7 protein-coding genes are annotated in these 15,709 nt (G+C 66.1%); 6 read left to right on the top strand and 1 reads right to left on the bottom strand.

Annotated elements, in window-relative coordinates:
* Positions 1 to 81 precede the first annotated feature (81 nt).
* Together QRN34_RS16830 and zwf are read left to right on the top strand one after the other, a co-directional pair.
* A complete protein-coding gene (locus QRN34_RS16830; protein WP_285406264.1) occupies positions 82 to 1,908 on the top strand; it encodes a glycoside hydrolase family 15 protein in 1,827 nt (608 codons plus the stop codon).
* Positions 1,905 to 3,758: a glucose-6-phosphate dehydrogenase gene (gene zwf / locus QRN34_RS16825; protein ID WP_285406262.1), complete on the top strand. Its 1,854-nt coding sequence runs from the start codon at positions 1,905 to 1,907 to the stop codon at positions 3,756 to 3,758. Before QRN34_RS16830 ends, zwf begins: the two co-directional genes overlap by 4 nt.
* Positions 3,759 to 3,854: 96 nt before the next feature.
* Here the strand turns inward: zwf and QRN34_RS16820 are convergent, their stop codons facing one another.
* Entirely contained in the window at positions 3,855 to 5,693 is a 1,839-nt protein-coding gene (locus QRN34_RS16820) for a DUF3300 domain-containing protein (protein ID WP_285406259.1), read from the bottom strand.
* Positions 5,694 to 6,462: 769 nt separating this feature from the next.
* Here QRN34_RS16820 and QRN34_RS16815 point away from each other — a divergent pair.
* From QRN34_RS16815 to QRN34_RS16800, 4 genes are read left to right on the top strand one after another with little or no spacing between them, the layout of a single operon-like run.
* Positions 6,463 to 9,078, top strand: a complete 2,616-nt coding sequence (locus tag QRN34_RS16815; protein ID WP_345782915.1) for a TonB-dependent receptor — start codon at positions 6,463 to 6,465, stop codon at positions 9,076 to 9,078.
* Entirely contained in the window at positions 9,078 to 11,774 is a 2,697-nt protein-coding gene (locus QRN34_RS16810; RefSeq protein WP_285406254.1) for a glycoside hydrolase family 2 protein, read from the top strand. Before QRN34_RS16815 ends, QRN34_RS16810 begins: the two co-directional genes overlap by 1 nt.
* Positions 11,775 to 11,794: 20 nt before the next feature.
* Positions 11,795 to 13,207, top strand: coding sequence for a glycoside hydrolase family 125 protein (locus QRN34_RS16805; protein ID WP_285406319.1), 1,413 nt, complete (start codon positions 11,795 to 11,797; stop codon positions 13,205 to 13,207).
* Between the two features lie 24 nt (positions 13,208 to 13,231).
* Positions 13,232 to 15,667 carry a GH92 family glycosyl hydrolase gene (locus tag QRN34_RS16800; RefSeq protein WP_285406252.1) on the top strand — a complete coding sequence of 812 codons (2,436 nt, stop codon included), beginning with the start codon at positions 13,232 to 13,234 and terminating at the stop codon, positions 15,665 to 15,667.
* The last annotated feature ends 42 nt before the right edge of the window (positions 15,668 to 15,709 follow it).

Raw genomic sequence — 15,709 nt, 5'->3', positions numbered from 1 at the left:
GCAGCGTCGTCGCTCGGATACGTCGTTCTAACGCGTCGCTGGCTAACGTTGAAGGGACTACTTGCCTGCAACGAGGACACGATGGCATCCCGGATCGAAGATTACGCGATGCTCGGCAACTGCCGAAGCGCCGCGCTGGTGGCCATGGATGGATCGATCGACTGGCTATGCCTGCCACGATTCGATTCCGCCGCCTGTTTCGCCGCCCTGCTGGGCAACGAGGGCAACGGCCGCTGGCGTATCGCGCCGGCCGACCCCGACGCCACGGCGAGGCGGGGTTACGTCGACGGCTCACTCGTCCTCGAAACCGAATGGCGTACCGCCACGGGCGTGGCGCGCGTCATCGACTTCATGCCCTTCGCGGGCGAGCAGGTCGGGGTCACGCGCATCGTGGAAGGCGTGGAAGGCCGGGTCGATTTCGAGGCTGCGCTGACCATCCGCTTCGACTATGGCAGCGCCGTGCCATGGGTCACGCGCGTGGACGGCCAGACGCTGACCGCCGTAGCCGGCCCCGACATGCTGGTCGTGCGCAGCCCCGTCGCCGTGGAGGGCGAGGGCATGCACAGCGTGGCGCGTTTCGCCGTGACCAAGGGCGATTCCGTGCCGTTCGTGATGGCATGGGGTCCGTCCCATCTCGCACCGCCGGAAGCGATCGACCCCTACGATGCCCTGGTCAAGTCGCTGGCATTCTGGGAAGACTGGTCCGGCCGTTGCAACGAGAGCGGCGAATGGACCGATATCGTCCGGCGCTCGCTGGTGGTCCTCAAGGGCCTCAGCTACCTGCCCACCGGCGGCATCATCGCCGCGCCGACCACCTCGTTGCCCGAGCAACTGGGGGGCGAGCGCAACTGGGATTACCGCTACTGCTGGGCACGCGACGCCACGTTCGTCCTGTCCGCTTTCGTCAATGCGGGTTACCACGACGAGGCGACTGCCTGGCGCGACTGGGTACGCCGCGCCGTGGCCGGCTCGCCCGACCAGCTTCAGGTGCTTTACGGCATCGCTGGCGAGCGCCGGCTCGAAGAATACGAACTGGACTGGCTGGATGGCTACGAAGGCGCCAAGCCCGTCCGCGTGGGCAACGCCGCTTCGCGTCAGTTCCAGCTCGACATCTACGGCGAGCTGGTGGGTGCGTTTTCCCACGCGGTGAAGAACGGCGTGGCCCTGGAGCCGGAAGCCGACGATGTGCAGAGCGTCTTCCTCGAGCACCTGGCCAGCATCTGGCGCAAGCCGGACGAGGGCATCTGGGAGATCCGCGGCGAGTCGCGGCACTTCGTGCATTCCAAGGTCATGGCGTGGCTGGCCTTCCAGCGTGCCTCCGAGCAGGGCGGCGAGAGGCGCGACCCGGCGTTCGCCGCGCGCTGGCGCACCATCGCCGATGAGGTCAAGACCGATATTCTCGCCAAGGGCGTGGACCCGGAGCGCGGCTGTTTCGTGCAGTCGTACGGCTCCAAGGAACTGGACGCCAGCCTCCTGATCGTCACCCTCACCGACTTCCTGCCGCCGGACGACCCGCGCATCGTCGCCACCGTCAAGGCGGTGGAGGAGGACCTGCTGGTCGACGGCTTCGTGCTGCGCTACGACACGCACAGTGGCGTGGACGGCCTGCCGCCGGGTGAGGGCCAGTTTCTTCCCTGCAGTTTCTGGTTGGTCGAGAATTATGTGCTGCAGGGGCGGCTGGACGAAGCGCGTGAACTGTTCGTTCGCCTGATCGGCCTGGCCAACGACCTCGGATTGCTTGCGGAGGAGTACGATCCACGGTCGAAACGGCTGCTGGGCAACTTCCCCCAGGCGTTTTCGCACGTCGCCCTGGTCAATGCCGCCTACAGCCTGGCGCATGGGTCCAGTGCGACGGCAGACATCCACGCCACCCCAGACGCCCACCATCCCCAAGGAGTCCGTGCATGAGCCCCGCCCCCACGAAGCGCGTCACCTCCCGCGCTCACCCGGCCGACCCGTGTACCGTCGTGATCTTCGGCGCCGCCGGCGATCTCACCAGCCGCCTCGTCGTACCCGCGCTCTACAACATGCGCCGTACCGGGTTGCTGTCCGATAACTTCTCGATCATCGGTTTCAACCACGGCAAGATGACCGACAACGCCTGGCGCAAGGGCCTGCGTACCTCCCTGGAGAAGTACGTCGCCAACGGCGGGGGCAAGCTGGATGAAGAGGCCTGGGGCTGGCTCAGTTCGCAGATGACCTATCACGCCGGTGATTTCGACGACCTCACCGCGTTCCAGAGCCTGGCGGTAAAGCTTCGCGAAACCGAGCGTCGCCGCGGCACGCTGGGCAACGTCCTGTTCTACCTGGCCACGCCCGAGCGTTTCTTCGGCGACGTGATCGAGCAGCTGCATGAGGCCGGCCTGGTCGAGGAGGGCGGCACCGAGGGCGCCGCCTGGCGTCGCGTCATCATCGAAAAACCCTTCGGCCACGACCTTGCCTCGGCCCATGCGCTGAACGAGCGGATCCTCAAGGTGCTGCGCGAAGACCAGATCTACCGCATCGATCATTTCCTCGGCAAGGAAACCGTGCAGAACATCATGGCGTTCCGTTTCGCCAACGGCCTGTTCGAGCCGATCTGGAATCGCGATCGCATCGACCACGTGCAGATCACCGTGGCCGAGACCGTGGGCGTGGAGCGGCGCGGCTCGTTCTACGAGCAGACCGGCGCGCTGCGCGACATGGTGCCGAACCACCTGTTCCAGTTGCTGGCGATGGTCGCCATGGAGCCGCCCACCTCCTTCGACGCCGAGGCCGTGCGCACGCGCAAGGCCGAGACAATCGAAGCGATCCGGCCGATCCAGCCCGAGGACGCCGTGCGCGGCCAGTATGGGCCGGGCGCGGTAAACAACGAGCTGGCGACGTCCTACCGCGACGAGCCCGATGTGGCGCCGGACTCGGTCACCGAGACCTTCGTCGCGATGAAGCTGTCCATCGATACCTGGCGCTGGTCCGGCGTGCCGTTCTACCTGCGCACCGGCAAGCACATGGGCCGACGCACCACCGAGATCGCGATTCGCTTCAAGTCCGCGCCGTTCGCCCCGTTCCGTGGCACCGGCATGGACGCCTTCGGCCCCGACTGGCTGGTCTTGCAGATCCAGCCGGACGAAGGCATCTCGCTGCAGTTCGACGTGAAGCGTCCGGGCCCGCGGGTGGAGCTCGCCCCGGTGCGCATGGATTTCAAATACGCCGACTGGTTCCGCGCCGAGCCCAATGTGGGTTACGAAACGCTGCTGTACGACTGCATGACCGGCGACGCCACGCTGTTCCAGCGCGCGGACATGGTCGAAGCCTGCTGGCGCGCGGTGCAGCCCATCCTCGACGACTGGGCCCAGCGCACGCCGGCGGACTTCCCGAACTACGCTTCGGGCAGCGCGGGCCCGGCCTCGTCGGACACGTTGCTGGCGATGGGCGGCCGTTCCTGGCGACCGCTCAATTCAGCCGCGGAACTGAATGCGCGGCGCACGGCCAAGCCGCGCAGCGACGTGCTGCCGTCGTCGACGAAGTCGGCCGAGGGCCGTGCGACGAAGAAACGCGTCGCCGTGACCAATGCGTTGCGCGCGACGTCAGCCAGGAAGGCGGCCGTGACGAAGACACCGGCGAAGAAGGCCGCTACGAAAAAGGTGGCCCCGAAGAAGGCGGTAGTGAAGAAGTCGGTAGCGAAGACGGCTATAGCGAAAACGGCTATAGCGAAGAAGACCGCCACCCCGCGTAAGTCGGCGACGAAGAAGTCACCCTCCCGCCGCCCGCGTAAGTAGGAGCCCACGATGTGGGCGAACCCTCACCGCGACGATCGCGAGTGAGGGCGCCCCTCTTGGCGTGCCATATCGGCCTCAGGCTGTTACAGCGCCCCTTCACCCATCGTGTCTGTCGTGCTCGTCGCGGTGTGCCGGTGCGTGGCTCTCGTGCTGCGGCGGGCGTGACGCCGGGCGCTCATGCGCCTGCTCGTTACGAGGCTGCGGCTGCGACGGCGGGCGCTGTTCGGGCCGTTGCTCGGGACGCGGCTGCGAGCGGGCCATCGATGGCTGGATCATGCGCTGGTCCTCGCGCTGCACCTGCATGCGCTCGGGCTGCGCGTGCGCCGCCGGCTCGCGTTGCGGCTCGGGGCGCGCTTCCTGCGGCGGACGCGCTTGCGGCCGCGAGGCAGCCTGTTCCCGCGCGACCCGATCGGCATCGAAGGCGCGGGCGCGTGCACCCACGTCGTGCACGTTGGCTACCCGAGGGTCCTGCACCTGCGGCCGGATGCCCGGCGAGGACGCCTGCACGGCCCCTGGGTTCGCCCTGGCCACCGGGTTGTCCCGGGTCGTCGGATTGGCCTGCATCGCATGTGCCATGCCGCGAGCCTGCGCCGGGTCGCCGGCATGGGTCGTGGCGAAGGCCGCCGAAAGCGGCTGGCCCGGTCGCGCTCCGGCCGGAAGGGCGCCACGCGGATCCTGGGCTGCCGCGACCCGTGCCTGCGCGGGCAACTCGGGCCGGGCATTGGCCGCGGTCGGCCGGGCCATGGCCGCGGTGAAGTTGGGTCGCTGCATGTGCTCGAAATCCGGACGCTGGCGCGCCTGTGCGGCCTGCACCTGTGCCTGCGCCTGTGGTGCACTGCGCATGGCCAGATTGCCATTGTCATGGCGGTTGTCGACGTTGCCGAAGTCGTGCCGGTTGTCGATGTTGACGGAGCGGTTGACGTAGTTGTTGTTCACCGTGCGATTGATCGTGGTGCGATTGACCACATACGGATGGTTGTCGTAGACGACCGCGGGGCGACCGCCGTAGCCGCCGTCGTAACCGCCATAACGCGGCCCGCCGCCCCACGACGTGTTCCACTCGTTCCATCCGCCATGCGGGCGGTCGTAGTGCGCATGCGAGGCGAACAGCTGGCCGACCAGGATGCCCGCGCCGAACGACACCAGGCCTGTGGCGACCACATCGCCGGTGGTGGCCGGCGCCTGGTACCAGTGGGTTCTGTACACCGTGGAGTAAACGGGTGCGCCGTAGACCACGTCGGGGTCGTAATGCGGCACGTAGACCACATCCGACTGCGCCGGCTCGATCACGATCGTGCGGGTGGGCGCGGGGACGATCGAGGTTTCCGTGGTGGTGGTCGTGGTGTAGGTCCGCGGTGGGGGCGCCTGGTCGATCCTCACCACCTGCTGCTTGCTGCTCTTGAGCGAACCATGCGTGCATGCGCGTTCGCGCATCGCCTGGATCGCATTGAGCACATCCGTCGGTTCGTTCGCATAGGCGTCGCCGAGCGCTGCCGTCCAGTCGCGGTTGGTCGACAGCTGGTCGAGTACGGCGGGAAACGCCACAAGCGACTTCACACTCGGATCCCACGGCTGCGCATCGGCCGCATCGATCAGTGCGCCGCCGGTGAGGTTGCGGTTGTCGCCCAGGAAACTGCGCGCGGCGTCGACCTGGTCCGGATGCGTCGAGCCGGCCAGCGTCAAGGCGACCAGCTTGTCGGGGAACAGCGCGATCGGTGAGACCAGCGCGTAGAGCTGGTCGGCCGTGGGCGGTACGTAGCCGGGCGCGGGTGTTGGCGCCGCGCTGGCCGCGCTGGCGGGTCCGGCACCGGGGCCCGGGGCATTGGCTGCGTTGGCCGCGTCCGCCGGCGGCGTGCGGTTGCACGCGCCGAGCACCGCGGCGAGCGACGCGGAAAGAAGGGTGTTGCGGACAACATGCAGGCTCACGCGTTTCATGGTGGAGCTCCTTGCAGACAGCGGTGCGGAAGTGATTCGACCGCAGGTTCGTTCCTGACGGGTGACTGGTGGCTGTCTGCGAGCCACCTTGGCGCGTTATCGCGCCAGGCCGTTCATCCACGCGTCGGACTTCGCGAGAAGCTACGGAACGGCGCGATGTTCTTGCGCGATATCGGGCAGCTCGCCTACCGAAATGCATGACGTGGAACGGGTCGCGGACCGCGTGTTCATCGACTTCTGGTTGCAGCGCAGCAAGCACCCGCATGCATGGAGGGGGCCGCGCATGGCTCGCGCACCTCCTGCCAAAAACGCGGGCATGGGCGGCTTTTACGTCATTGAGCACCTGCCGATAGTGTGCATGGATCGATCTAACTAACCCTGAGTTTTTCCGCAGTGCAGTAAAAGTGCATTGACATAATTCCTGCTAATACATGCAGTTGTAGTCTCAGGGGTGTCTTTAGATCGAGTTAAAAAATCGGTTGACAACGTTGTCAGGCACCCCTAAAAATCCGCTTCGTAACATCGCTGCAATCGCGAAGTAAGCGCGATACGCATGGCCGGAGGCCACCGCGATGGCCGCAGGCTTCAGGGCAAAGAAGACATCAGCACATCGACGTCGAGCAACGCGGGCACCCGCCCGCGCGGTGCGTCACGGTGCGCGACGAACAGCACGCGACGTCAGGGGGCGAAGGCGCAAGGCGCAGGTTCCCGGGCGGCGTCACCATCCCCGCAGGAGATCGATGTGAACCCCCGCATCAGCGCACTTTCCATGGCCATCCTCACTGGCCTCCTCGCCGCAGGCAGCGTGTCCGCCCAGGACGCCACCAGCCCCGCTCAGTCGTCCAGCACGGCCAACCCCACCCCGGCCAAGCCGGGCGACGCCAATGCCAAGCCACAGGACGCCGCCAACCTCACCGGCGTCACCGTGACCGGCATCCGCGCCAGCCTGCAGAAGTCGCTGGACCTCAAGCGCAATGCCGACTCCATCGTCGACGCCATCTCGGCCGAAGACGTGGGCAAGTTCCCGGACACCAACGTGGCCGAATCGCTGTCGCACCTGCCGGGCATCAGCGTCGATCGCAACTTCGGCGAAGGCGACAAGGTCAGCATCCTGGGCACCGATCCCGCGTTGAACCGCCTGCTGCTCAACGGCCAGACCGTGGCTTCGACCAACTGGACGTCCGACCCGAACAACCCCGACAGCCGCTCGTTCAACTACAGCCTGCTCACCTCGGAGATCATCGGTAACGCCCAGGTCTACAAGACGCCGCAGGCGAACATCGACGAGGGCTCGATCGGCGGTACCGTGATCGTCAACACGCGCCGTCCGCTGGACCTGAAGGCCAACACCCTGACCGGCACCGTCAGCTACGGTTACAACGACCGCGCCGACAAGGGCAAGCCGAACGCATCGGTGCTGTATAGCTGGAAGAACCAGGACAACACGTTCGGCGTGCTGGGCTCGCTCATGCATTCGGACAAGATCATCGACCGCCAGGGCACCGAGGTGTTCGGTTACCAGCGGGTCAACGATCCGACCGATACCAACCCGGACCACCAGTTCAACCCGGCCGTGGTGCCGCCCAACCAGCAGGGCGTGTACCCGACGGCGGTCAATACCGCGTGGTTCCAGCAGCGTCGCAAGCGCGACGGCGTTTCCACCGGCTTGCAGTGGAAGCCGAACGATGCGTTCGAGCTGAACTTCACCGGCCTGTATGTCACCGAGAAGTTCAACAACTTCAACCAGAGCCACTACGGCGAATGGTCCGGCTCCGCCGCCGACGCCACCGCGCTGGGCTTCCAGAACGGCGTGGCCACCACCGGCAGCTACGGCCCGGGTACCTCGACCTACCTCGACGGCTACGAGCGCGACTCGACGGTGAACACCGGCGTCGCCAACCTGCGCGCCGACTGGTTCGGTGACGGTTGGACGGCTTCGAGCCAGGTCGGCTACACCGGTTCCACCGGCGGTTCCGATGGCATCTGGAACATGCAGTTCCAGAATTTCGGGGGCTTCAACTACAACCTCGATGGCCAGCATCCGCAGATCAACTACAACAGCCCGGACAACCCGTCGGCCGCGCTGGCGCATGGCGCCGGCTACAGCTACGCGCCCAGCTACGATCGCGAGCGTTATTTCCAGGCCGATTTCTCGCACGACGTGGCCTGGGGCCCGCTGAACCAGGTCTCGGTGGGCATCAAGGCCACCAACCACCTGGACGGCCAGGATGCGTACAACGCCAGCATCCCGAGCACGGCCTATGCCGGTACGTCGCTGGCCAACCTGGCCGACGGCGGCACGCCGAGCGGTTACCTCGATGGCCTGAACTCGGCCGGCAACATGGGTGACTGGACCACGATCAACCCGGGCCTGATGAAGGCCTATGTCTCCAGCCTGGTCACCAGCACCGCGCTCGATCCGAAGGCCACCTACAGCATCGCCGAACAGAACCGCGCCTTCTACATCCAGGGCGACTTTGCCGGCGACGGCTACCGCGGCAACATCGGCGCGCGTTATTTCCGCACGCGTGACACTGTCAACGGCTACAACAGCATCGGCAACAACAACTACACGCCGGTGAACAAGCGCAGCGCGTATCACGACTGGCTGCCGTCGTTCAACATCGCCTATGACGCCGCCGAGGACGTGACCCTGCGTTTCGCCGCCGCCAAGACGATCGCCCGCCCGCGCTACCAGCAGATGACGCCGTACGTGGCGCTGGATGACCGCAGCCTCACCGGTTCGGCGGGCAACACCGACCTGCAGCCGTACAAGTCGACCAACTACGACGCCTCTGCCGAGTGGTACTTCTCGGAGAACAGCGTGCTGTCGGCCGAGCTGTTCTTCCGCCGCATCTCCGGTTACATCCTCAACACCAATGTGGCGCAGACGCAGTACAACCTGACCGAACAGCGCGACGACGTGTACCAGATGCAGGTGCCGGTCAACGCCGGCGTGGCCAAGGTCAAGGGCCTGTCGCTCACCTACCAGCAGAACTTCGCCTATGGCTTCGGCATGCTGGCCAACTACACCTACTCCGACGCCGACACCAGCAACGACTTCCCGCTGCCTTACAACTCCAAGAACTCGTTCAACCTGTCGCCGTTCTTCGAGCAGGGCCCGTGGAGCGCGCGTCTGACCTACAGCTGGCGCTCGTCGTATTTCACCTCGATCGCACAGCTGCAGTCGCAGCAGATCACGGGTATCTTCCGTCAGCTGGACGCCACGGTGGGTTACCAGGTCAACGACCATATCCGCCTTTCGCTCGATGCCACCAACCTGCTGGACGAGACGTACATGGTCTACAACAACACGCCCGCGCAGCCGCTCAATGCCTACAAGAACGGCCGCACCTACATGATGACCATGGGCTTCAAGCTGTGATGCCCCGCGGTTGTCTGGTGCTGGTGGCCTGGCTCGTTGCCGGCGCCGCCAGTGCGACCACGCCGACGGAGAGGGACCTCTCCGCCGGCTGGCGCTTCCGCCTCGCTCCCGAGGCCAAACCAGCAACCGCCCCTGTAGGAGCGGACGATGTCCGCGATGCCGCAACGCGGCTAGCCCAACTGAAACAATGCAAGACCTCCTGCGAGCGCCTGCACGACTGGCAACCCGCCACCGTCCCCGGCGCCGTGCAGACCGACCTGCTGGCCACGAAGCAGATTCCCGATCCGTTCTGGCGTGACAACGAATCCCGCCTGCAATGGATCGGCCTCTCCGACTGGGATTACCGGCTGGACTTCGACGTCGACGTGGCCACGCTCCGGCGGGGTCACGTCGATCTGGTTTTCGACGGCCTCGACACCTATGCCGAGGTCAGCCTCAACGGCAAGAAGCTGCTGTCCGCAGACAATATGTTCCGTCGCTGGCGCGTGCCGGTGAAGGACACGCTGCATGCCGGCACGAACACGCTCACGGTGCACCTGCAATCGCCGATCGCACGCATGCAACCGTGGCTGCTGAAGCAGCCGTATGCGTTGCCGGGCGAATTCGATTCCTCCTTCGGTGACGAGCCGAAGGGCAAGCAGACCTCCAACTACGTACGCAAGGCCAACTACCAATATGGCTGGGACTGGGGTCCGCGCTACGTCACCCTGGGCATCTGGCGCCCCGTGCACCTGCAATCCTGGGACACCCTGCGCGTCGCCGATTTCCACATCGCGCAGGCCCAGGTCGATGCCGCGGCGGCGAAGCTGGAAAGCCAGTTCGACCTGCGTGTCGACAAGGCCATGGCAGCCACGCTGAAGGTGCAGTGGACCGCGCCCGACGGCAAGACCGGCACGGCCCAGCAGGACGTGACCCTGAAGGCTGGCGAGAACCACGTCGACGTGCCGCTCACCATCGATCGTCCGCAGCGCTGGTGGCCGGTCGGTTACGGCGATCCCAACCTCTATCGTTTCCACGCTACGGTGGAAGCCGCTGGCGCGACGCTGGCCGAGGCCGATCGCGAGACCGGATTGCGCACGGTGGAGCTGCGCCGCGACAAGGACCAGTGGGGCAGGGGTTTCGCCTTCGTGGTCAACGGGGTGCCCGTGTTCGCCAAGGGCGCCAACCTGATCCCCTACGATGCGTTCCCCTCGCGGGTATCCAGCGAGCGGCTGGAGGCGATCCTGCGCTCGGCGAAGGACGCCAACATGAACATGCTGCGCATGTGGGGCGGCGGTACCTACCAGGATGATGCGTTCTACGCCGCCGCCGATCGCATGGGCCTGATGATCTGGCAGGACTTCATGTTCGGCGGTGCCGTCACGCCGTACGACACCGCCTTCGGCGAAAGCAGCCGCATCGAGGCGGAAGAACAGGTCACACGCCTGCGCGACCATCCGTCCATCGTGCTGTGGGCGGGCAACAACGAAGTGCAGACCGGCTGGGAGGAATGGCCCGATCGCATCGACTTCCAGAAGTTCGTCAACGGCGACGAGGTGAAGAAGGTCGAGGCCGGCATGCGCACGCTGTTCGGCAGCACGCTGCGCAAGGTGGTGGCCGACCTGTCGCCCCAGGTGCCGTACTGGGCCAGCTCGCCCAGCACCGACTTCGAAGGCCCGGCCAACGTCCAGAACGATGGCGACATGCATTACTGGAAGGTATGGTCCGGCTCCGAGCCGATCTCGCACTACCTCGACATCACGCCGCGTTTCCAGTCCGAGTACGGCCTGCAGTCGTTCCCGGTCATGGCCACCATCAAGGCGTTCGCCGAGCCAGGCGACATGCAGCCCGAATCGACCGTGATGCGCGCCCACCAGAAGTTCGCCAACGGCGATGGCAACCAGCGTCTGCTGCTGTACATCCGCCAGGAGTACGGCGAACCGAAGGATTTTCCCTCGTTCGTCTATCTCAGTCAGGTGATGCAGGCCGAAGGCATCGAACTGGCCGCCGAGCACCTGCGCAGCGCGCGCCCGCAGAACATGGGCACCTTGTACTGGCAGTTGAACGATGTCTGGCCCGGTGCCTCGTGGGCCAGCGTGGACTACTTCAATCGCTGGAAGGCATTGCAGTTCCACGCCAAGCGCTTCTATGCGCCGGTCGATGTGGTGCCGCTGCGCCGCGACGGCACGACCCAGGTGTTTGCCGTATCCGATCGCACCACCGACTTCGAGGCCACGCTGCGCACGCGCGTCTACGACATGGCCGGCAAGATGCTGCGGGAAAGCAGCCAGCCCGTGCGTGCCGCCGCGCTGTCCAGCACCAAGGCGCTGTCTGCCGACGACGCCACCCTGCTCAAAGGCGCCGATCCGCGCAAGACGGTCGTCGCCTTCGACCTGCTGGAGCAGGGCAAGGTGGTCGCCCATCACCTGCTGTACTTCGGCGCGGCGCGCACGCTGGCCCTGCCGGCGCCGGCACTGACCACCACGGTGCATGACGACGGCCACGGGCTCGTGGTGACGGTTACCGCGAAGCGTCTCGCTCGCGCGGTCTGGGTGGACACCGGTAACCTCGACCTGCGCCTGTCCGATAACGCGTTCGACCTGCTACCCGGCGAAAGCATGGACATTGCGGTCGAAGGCGCCACCGATATCGATGCCCTTCGCCGCGCGATCACGGTACGCTCGCTCGTCGATGCCCTGAAGGAGACCACGCCGTGAATCCCTCCCGTCGCAACCTCATGAAGTGGCTGTCGCTCGCGCCGGGCGCCGCGATGATCGGCGGGGTCAGCCTGGGCGCCTCGGCGGCTTCGCGCTTCACCAGCCAGCGGCCGGCGGTGGGCAAGCGCAAGTTCACCAGCCCCGCCGTGGAGGCGCTGATCGCTTCCACGAAGAAGAAGATCGCGGACCCCGAGCTGGCCTGGCTGTTCGAGAACTGCTTCCCGAACACCCTGGACACCACGGTGGAGGTGGGCCGCCTGGACGGTTACGAGGATACCTTCGTGGTCACCGGCGACATCGATGCGATGTGGCTGCGCGATTCGTCCGCCCAGGTCTGGCCGTACCTGCCGCTGGCCGCGAAGGACGAAGCCCTGCGCAAGCTGTTCCGCGGGCTGATCCGCCGCCAGGCCCGTTGCATCGCGATCGATCCCTACGCCAACGCGTTCCTGCCCGACCCCAAGGGCAAGAGCAAGCTTGAATGGGCGCAGTCCGACATGACCGACATGCGTCCCGGCGTGGCCGAGCGCAAATGGGAAATCGATTCGCTGTGCTATCCCGTGCGCCTCGCTCACGGCTACTGGCAGACCACCGGTGACCGCGAGCCCTTCGACGACGCCTGGCGTGCCGCCACGCGCAGCATCGTCACCACCTTCCGCGAACAGCAGCGCAAGGACGGCACCGGCCCTTATCACTTCCAGCGTCCGTCGCCCAACCCGACCGAGAGCCAGTTCCTGCACGGCTACGGGCAGCCCACGCGCCCGGTGGGCATGATCCACGCGATGTTCCGTCCGTCGGACGACGCCACGCTGTATCCGTTCAATATTCCCGGCAACCTGTTCGCGGTGGTTACCCTGCGGCGTCTCGCCCAGATGCACGGCACCTTGTTCGGCGACCAGGCATTCGCCAGCGACGCCAGTGCGCTGGCCGACGAGATCGAGGCGGCGGTCGAGCGCCACGGCGTGATGCACGACGGCCAGGACGATTTCTGGGCCTACGAGGTGGACGGCTACGGCAACCAGCTGTTCATGGACGACGCCAACGTGCCCAGCCTGCTCGCGCTGCCTTACCTGGAAACCACCAGGTACGACGCGCGTTATGCGCGCACGCGACAGCGCGTGTGGAGCACTGCCAACCCGTATTTCTTCAAGGGCAAGGCTGGCGAAGGCATCGGTGGCCCGCACGAGGGCCTGCGCATGATCTGGCCCATGTCGATCATGATGAAGGCCTTCACCACGGACGACACGGCGGAGATTCGCCAGTGCCTGCACTGGCTGAAGACCACCCACGCCGGTAGCGGTTTCATGCACGAGGCGTTCGATCAGGACGATCCGAAACAGTTCACGCGCTCATGGTTCGCCTGGGCCAACACCCTGTTTGGCGAGTTGGTCGTCCATCTGGCCGACAAGCACCCCGACACCCTGCGTCGCGTCTGACGCGACACCCCGCTGGAGCGATTCATGGTTACCCGTCGACGTTTTCTGCAAGGGGTGGCCGCCGCCACCGCCATCGGTCAGCTAGGCTCCCTCACCGCGCTGGCCGGTGGAGTGCAGCAAGGCCTGAAAGCCCCGTCATCCGGTGGCGCCGCCGCCAGTGACAGCATCCTGCGCTACGTCGATGTCTTCGTCGGCACGGGCGGCCACGGTCACACCTATCCCGGTGCGACCCGGCCCTTCGGCATGGTCCAGCTCAGCCCCGACACGAACAACGCCCAGTGGGACGGATCATCCGGCTACCACCAGGGTGACGGCTCGATCATGGGCTTCTCGCACACGCACCTGTCCGGTACGGGCGCGGCCGACATGCTCGACTTCCTGGTCATGCCCTCGATGGGCCCCGTGCTGCTGCAGCCGGGCGACCGCGACTTCGACGGCGTGAACTACGTCTCCCGCTTCGATGCCGTGAAGCAGGGCAACGGCAAGCCCGAGAAAGGCTACCGCAGCGGCGTGAAGGGTTACCGCTCGCACTACACGGGCGAGCAGGCGCATCCGGGCTACTACCGCGCGAAGCTCACCCGTTTCGACATCCTGGCGGAGCTGACCGCGACGCTGCGCGCGGGCATGCATCGCTACACCTTCGGCAAGGAGGGCGATGCCCACGTGCTGCTGGACATGGCCCATGGCTATACGGATGCGCTGGACCAGCCGGCCAGGGTCAGCGACGTGCAGCTGAGCGTGGTCGGCAACGATACGCTGGTCGGTGGTCGCCGGGTCTGGCAATGGGCTTCCGGTCGCGTGATCTACTTCGCCATGAAGCTGTCGCGTCCCGCCACGCATGTCACCCTGTATGACAACGACAAGGCGCTGCCCGCGGGCACTGCCACTGCCAAGGGCGACAACCTCAAGGCCGCGCTGCACTTCGACAAGGCGTCGTCGGCACCGCTGCTGGTGAAGGTGGGTATCTCGGGCGTGGACATCGATGGCGCCATGCGCAACCTCGACAGCGAGATGCCGGGCTGGGATTTCGACGGCATCCGCGCCGCGGCCGAAGCCGAGTGGATCCAGGAACTGTCGAAGATCACCATCGAATCCGGTTCCGACAAGATCAAGCGCACCTTCTACAGCTCGCTGTACCACACCATGCTGGCGCCCACGGTGTTCAGCGATGCGGACGGCCGCTACCGCGGCATGGACAAGGCGGTGCACACGCTGCCGGAAGGCCGCCACAACTACAGCACCTACTCGCTGTGGGACACCTACCGCGCCGAGCATCCGCTGTTCACGCTGTACCAGTCCGATCGCGTGCCCGACCTGGTCGACGGCCTGGTCCGTCTGGCAGCGGAAAGCCCCAGCGGTGCACCGGTGTGGCCGCTGCAGGGCATCGAGACGGTTTGCATGATCGGCTACCACTCCGCGGTGGTGGTGGCGGAAGCGCAGGCCAAGGGCTTCAAGGGTATCGACTACGAGAAAGCCTGGCCGGTGTTCCGCCGCCGCGCCATGCAGGACGATTACTTCGGCCTGCCTTATTACCGGAAGCTGGGTTTCGTACCCAGTGACAAGGAAGGCGAGGCCGCCAGCAAGACGCTGGAATACGCGTATGACGACTGGGCCGTCGCGCACATGGCCGAGGCCCTGGGGCACAGCGACGACGCGGCGCTGCTGCGCAAGCGCTCGCAGAACTACGCCCACGTGTTCGACAAGGACATGCAGTTCGTGCGCCCGCGCGCCGAGGATGGCACCTGGGTGCAGCCGTTCGATCCGATCGCGATCGGCCACTCCAAGCGGTGGCGCGATTTCACCGAGTCGAACGCCTGGCAGGCCACGTTCCTCAACCAGCACGATGTGTACAACTACATGGCGTTGTTCGGTGGCAGCCAGGCATTCGAGACGAAGCTGGATGCCCTGTTCAACGCCGATCCCACGCTGCCGGAAGACGCGCCGCCCGACATTGCCGGCATGGTGGGCCAGTATGCGTTCGGCAACGAGCCGGGCCACCACATGCCCTACCTGTACGCGTACACCGGCGCGCACCACAAGACGCAGGCGCGCGTGCGCATGCTGCTGGAGACGATGTACCTGCCCGAGCCCGACGGCCTTCCCGGTAACGAGGACTGCGGCCAGATGAGCGCGTGGTACATCATGAGCGCGATGGGCCTGTACGCGGTCGACCCAGTCAGCACCCACTACGTGTTCGGCAGCCCGCTGCTGGACCGTGCGGAAGTGCAGGTCGGCGGCGGCCGCACGCTGGTGATCGAGGCGAAGGACAACGGACCGGGTCGTCCTTATATCCAGTCGGTCACGTGGAACGGCCAGCCCTGGACGAAGAGCTGGATCGCACACAAGGACCTGGAAGCCGGCGGCACGCTCGCGTTCGTGATGGGCGACCAGCCCAACATGGCGTTCGGCAAGGCCCTGGCCGACCGTCCGCCGTCGTTCGGGAGCGCTCCCACCGCCTGAGGGCGGCAACGCTCCCGTTTCACGGCGGCTAGACCCCGTTAG

The organism is Luteibacter sp. ME-Dv--P-043b (assembly GCF_030209605.1).
Taxonomy (GTDB): Bacteria; Pseudomonadota; Gammaproteobacteria; order Xanthomonadales; family Rhodanobacteraceae; genus Luteibacter.
Note: the sequence above shows the minus strand (reverse complement) of the source record. Positions and strands in the feature narration are given on the sequence as shown.

Coding starts and splice junctions, on each gene's coding strand:
- QRN34_RS16830 (WP_285406264.1), top strand. CDS start 82: ATGGCATCCCGGATCGAAGATTACGCGATGCTCGGCAACTGCCGAAGC.
- zwf (WP_285406262.1), top strand. CDS start 1,905: ATGAGCCCCGCCCCCACGAAGCGCGTCACCTCCCGCGCTCACCCGGCC.
- QRN34_RS16820 (WP_285406259.1), bottom strand. CDS start 5,693: ATGAAACGCGTGAGCCTGCATGTTGTCCGCAACACCCTTCTTTCCGCG.
- QRN34_RS16815 (WP_345782915.1), top strand. CDS start 6,463: ATGGCCATCCTCACTGGCCTCCTCGCCGCAGGCAGCGTGTCCGCCCAG.
- QRN34_RS16810 (WP_285406254.1), top strand. CDS start 9,078: ATGCCCCGCGGTTGTCTGGTGCTGGTGGCCTGGCTCGTTGCCGGCGCC.
- QRN34_RS16805 (WP_285406319.1), top strand. CDS start 11,795: ATGAAGTGGCTGTCGCTCGCGCCGGGCGCCGCGATGATCGGCGGGGTC.
- QRN34_RS16800 (WP_285406252.1), top strand. CDS start 13,232: ATGGTTACCCGTCGACGTTTTCTGCAAGGGGTGGCCGCCGCCACCGCC.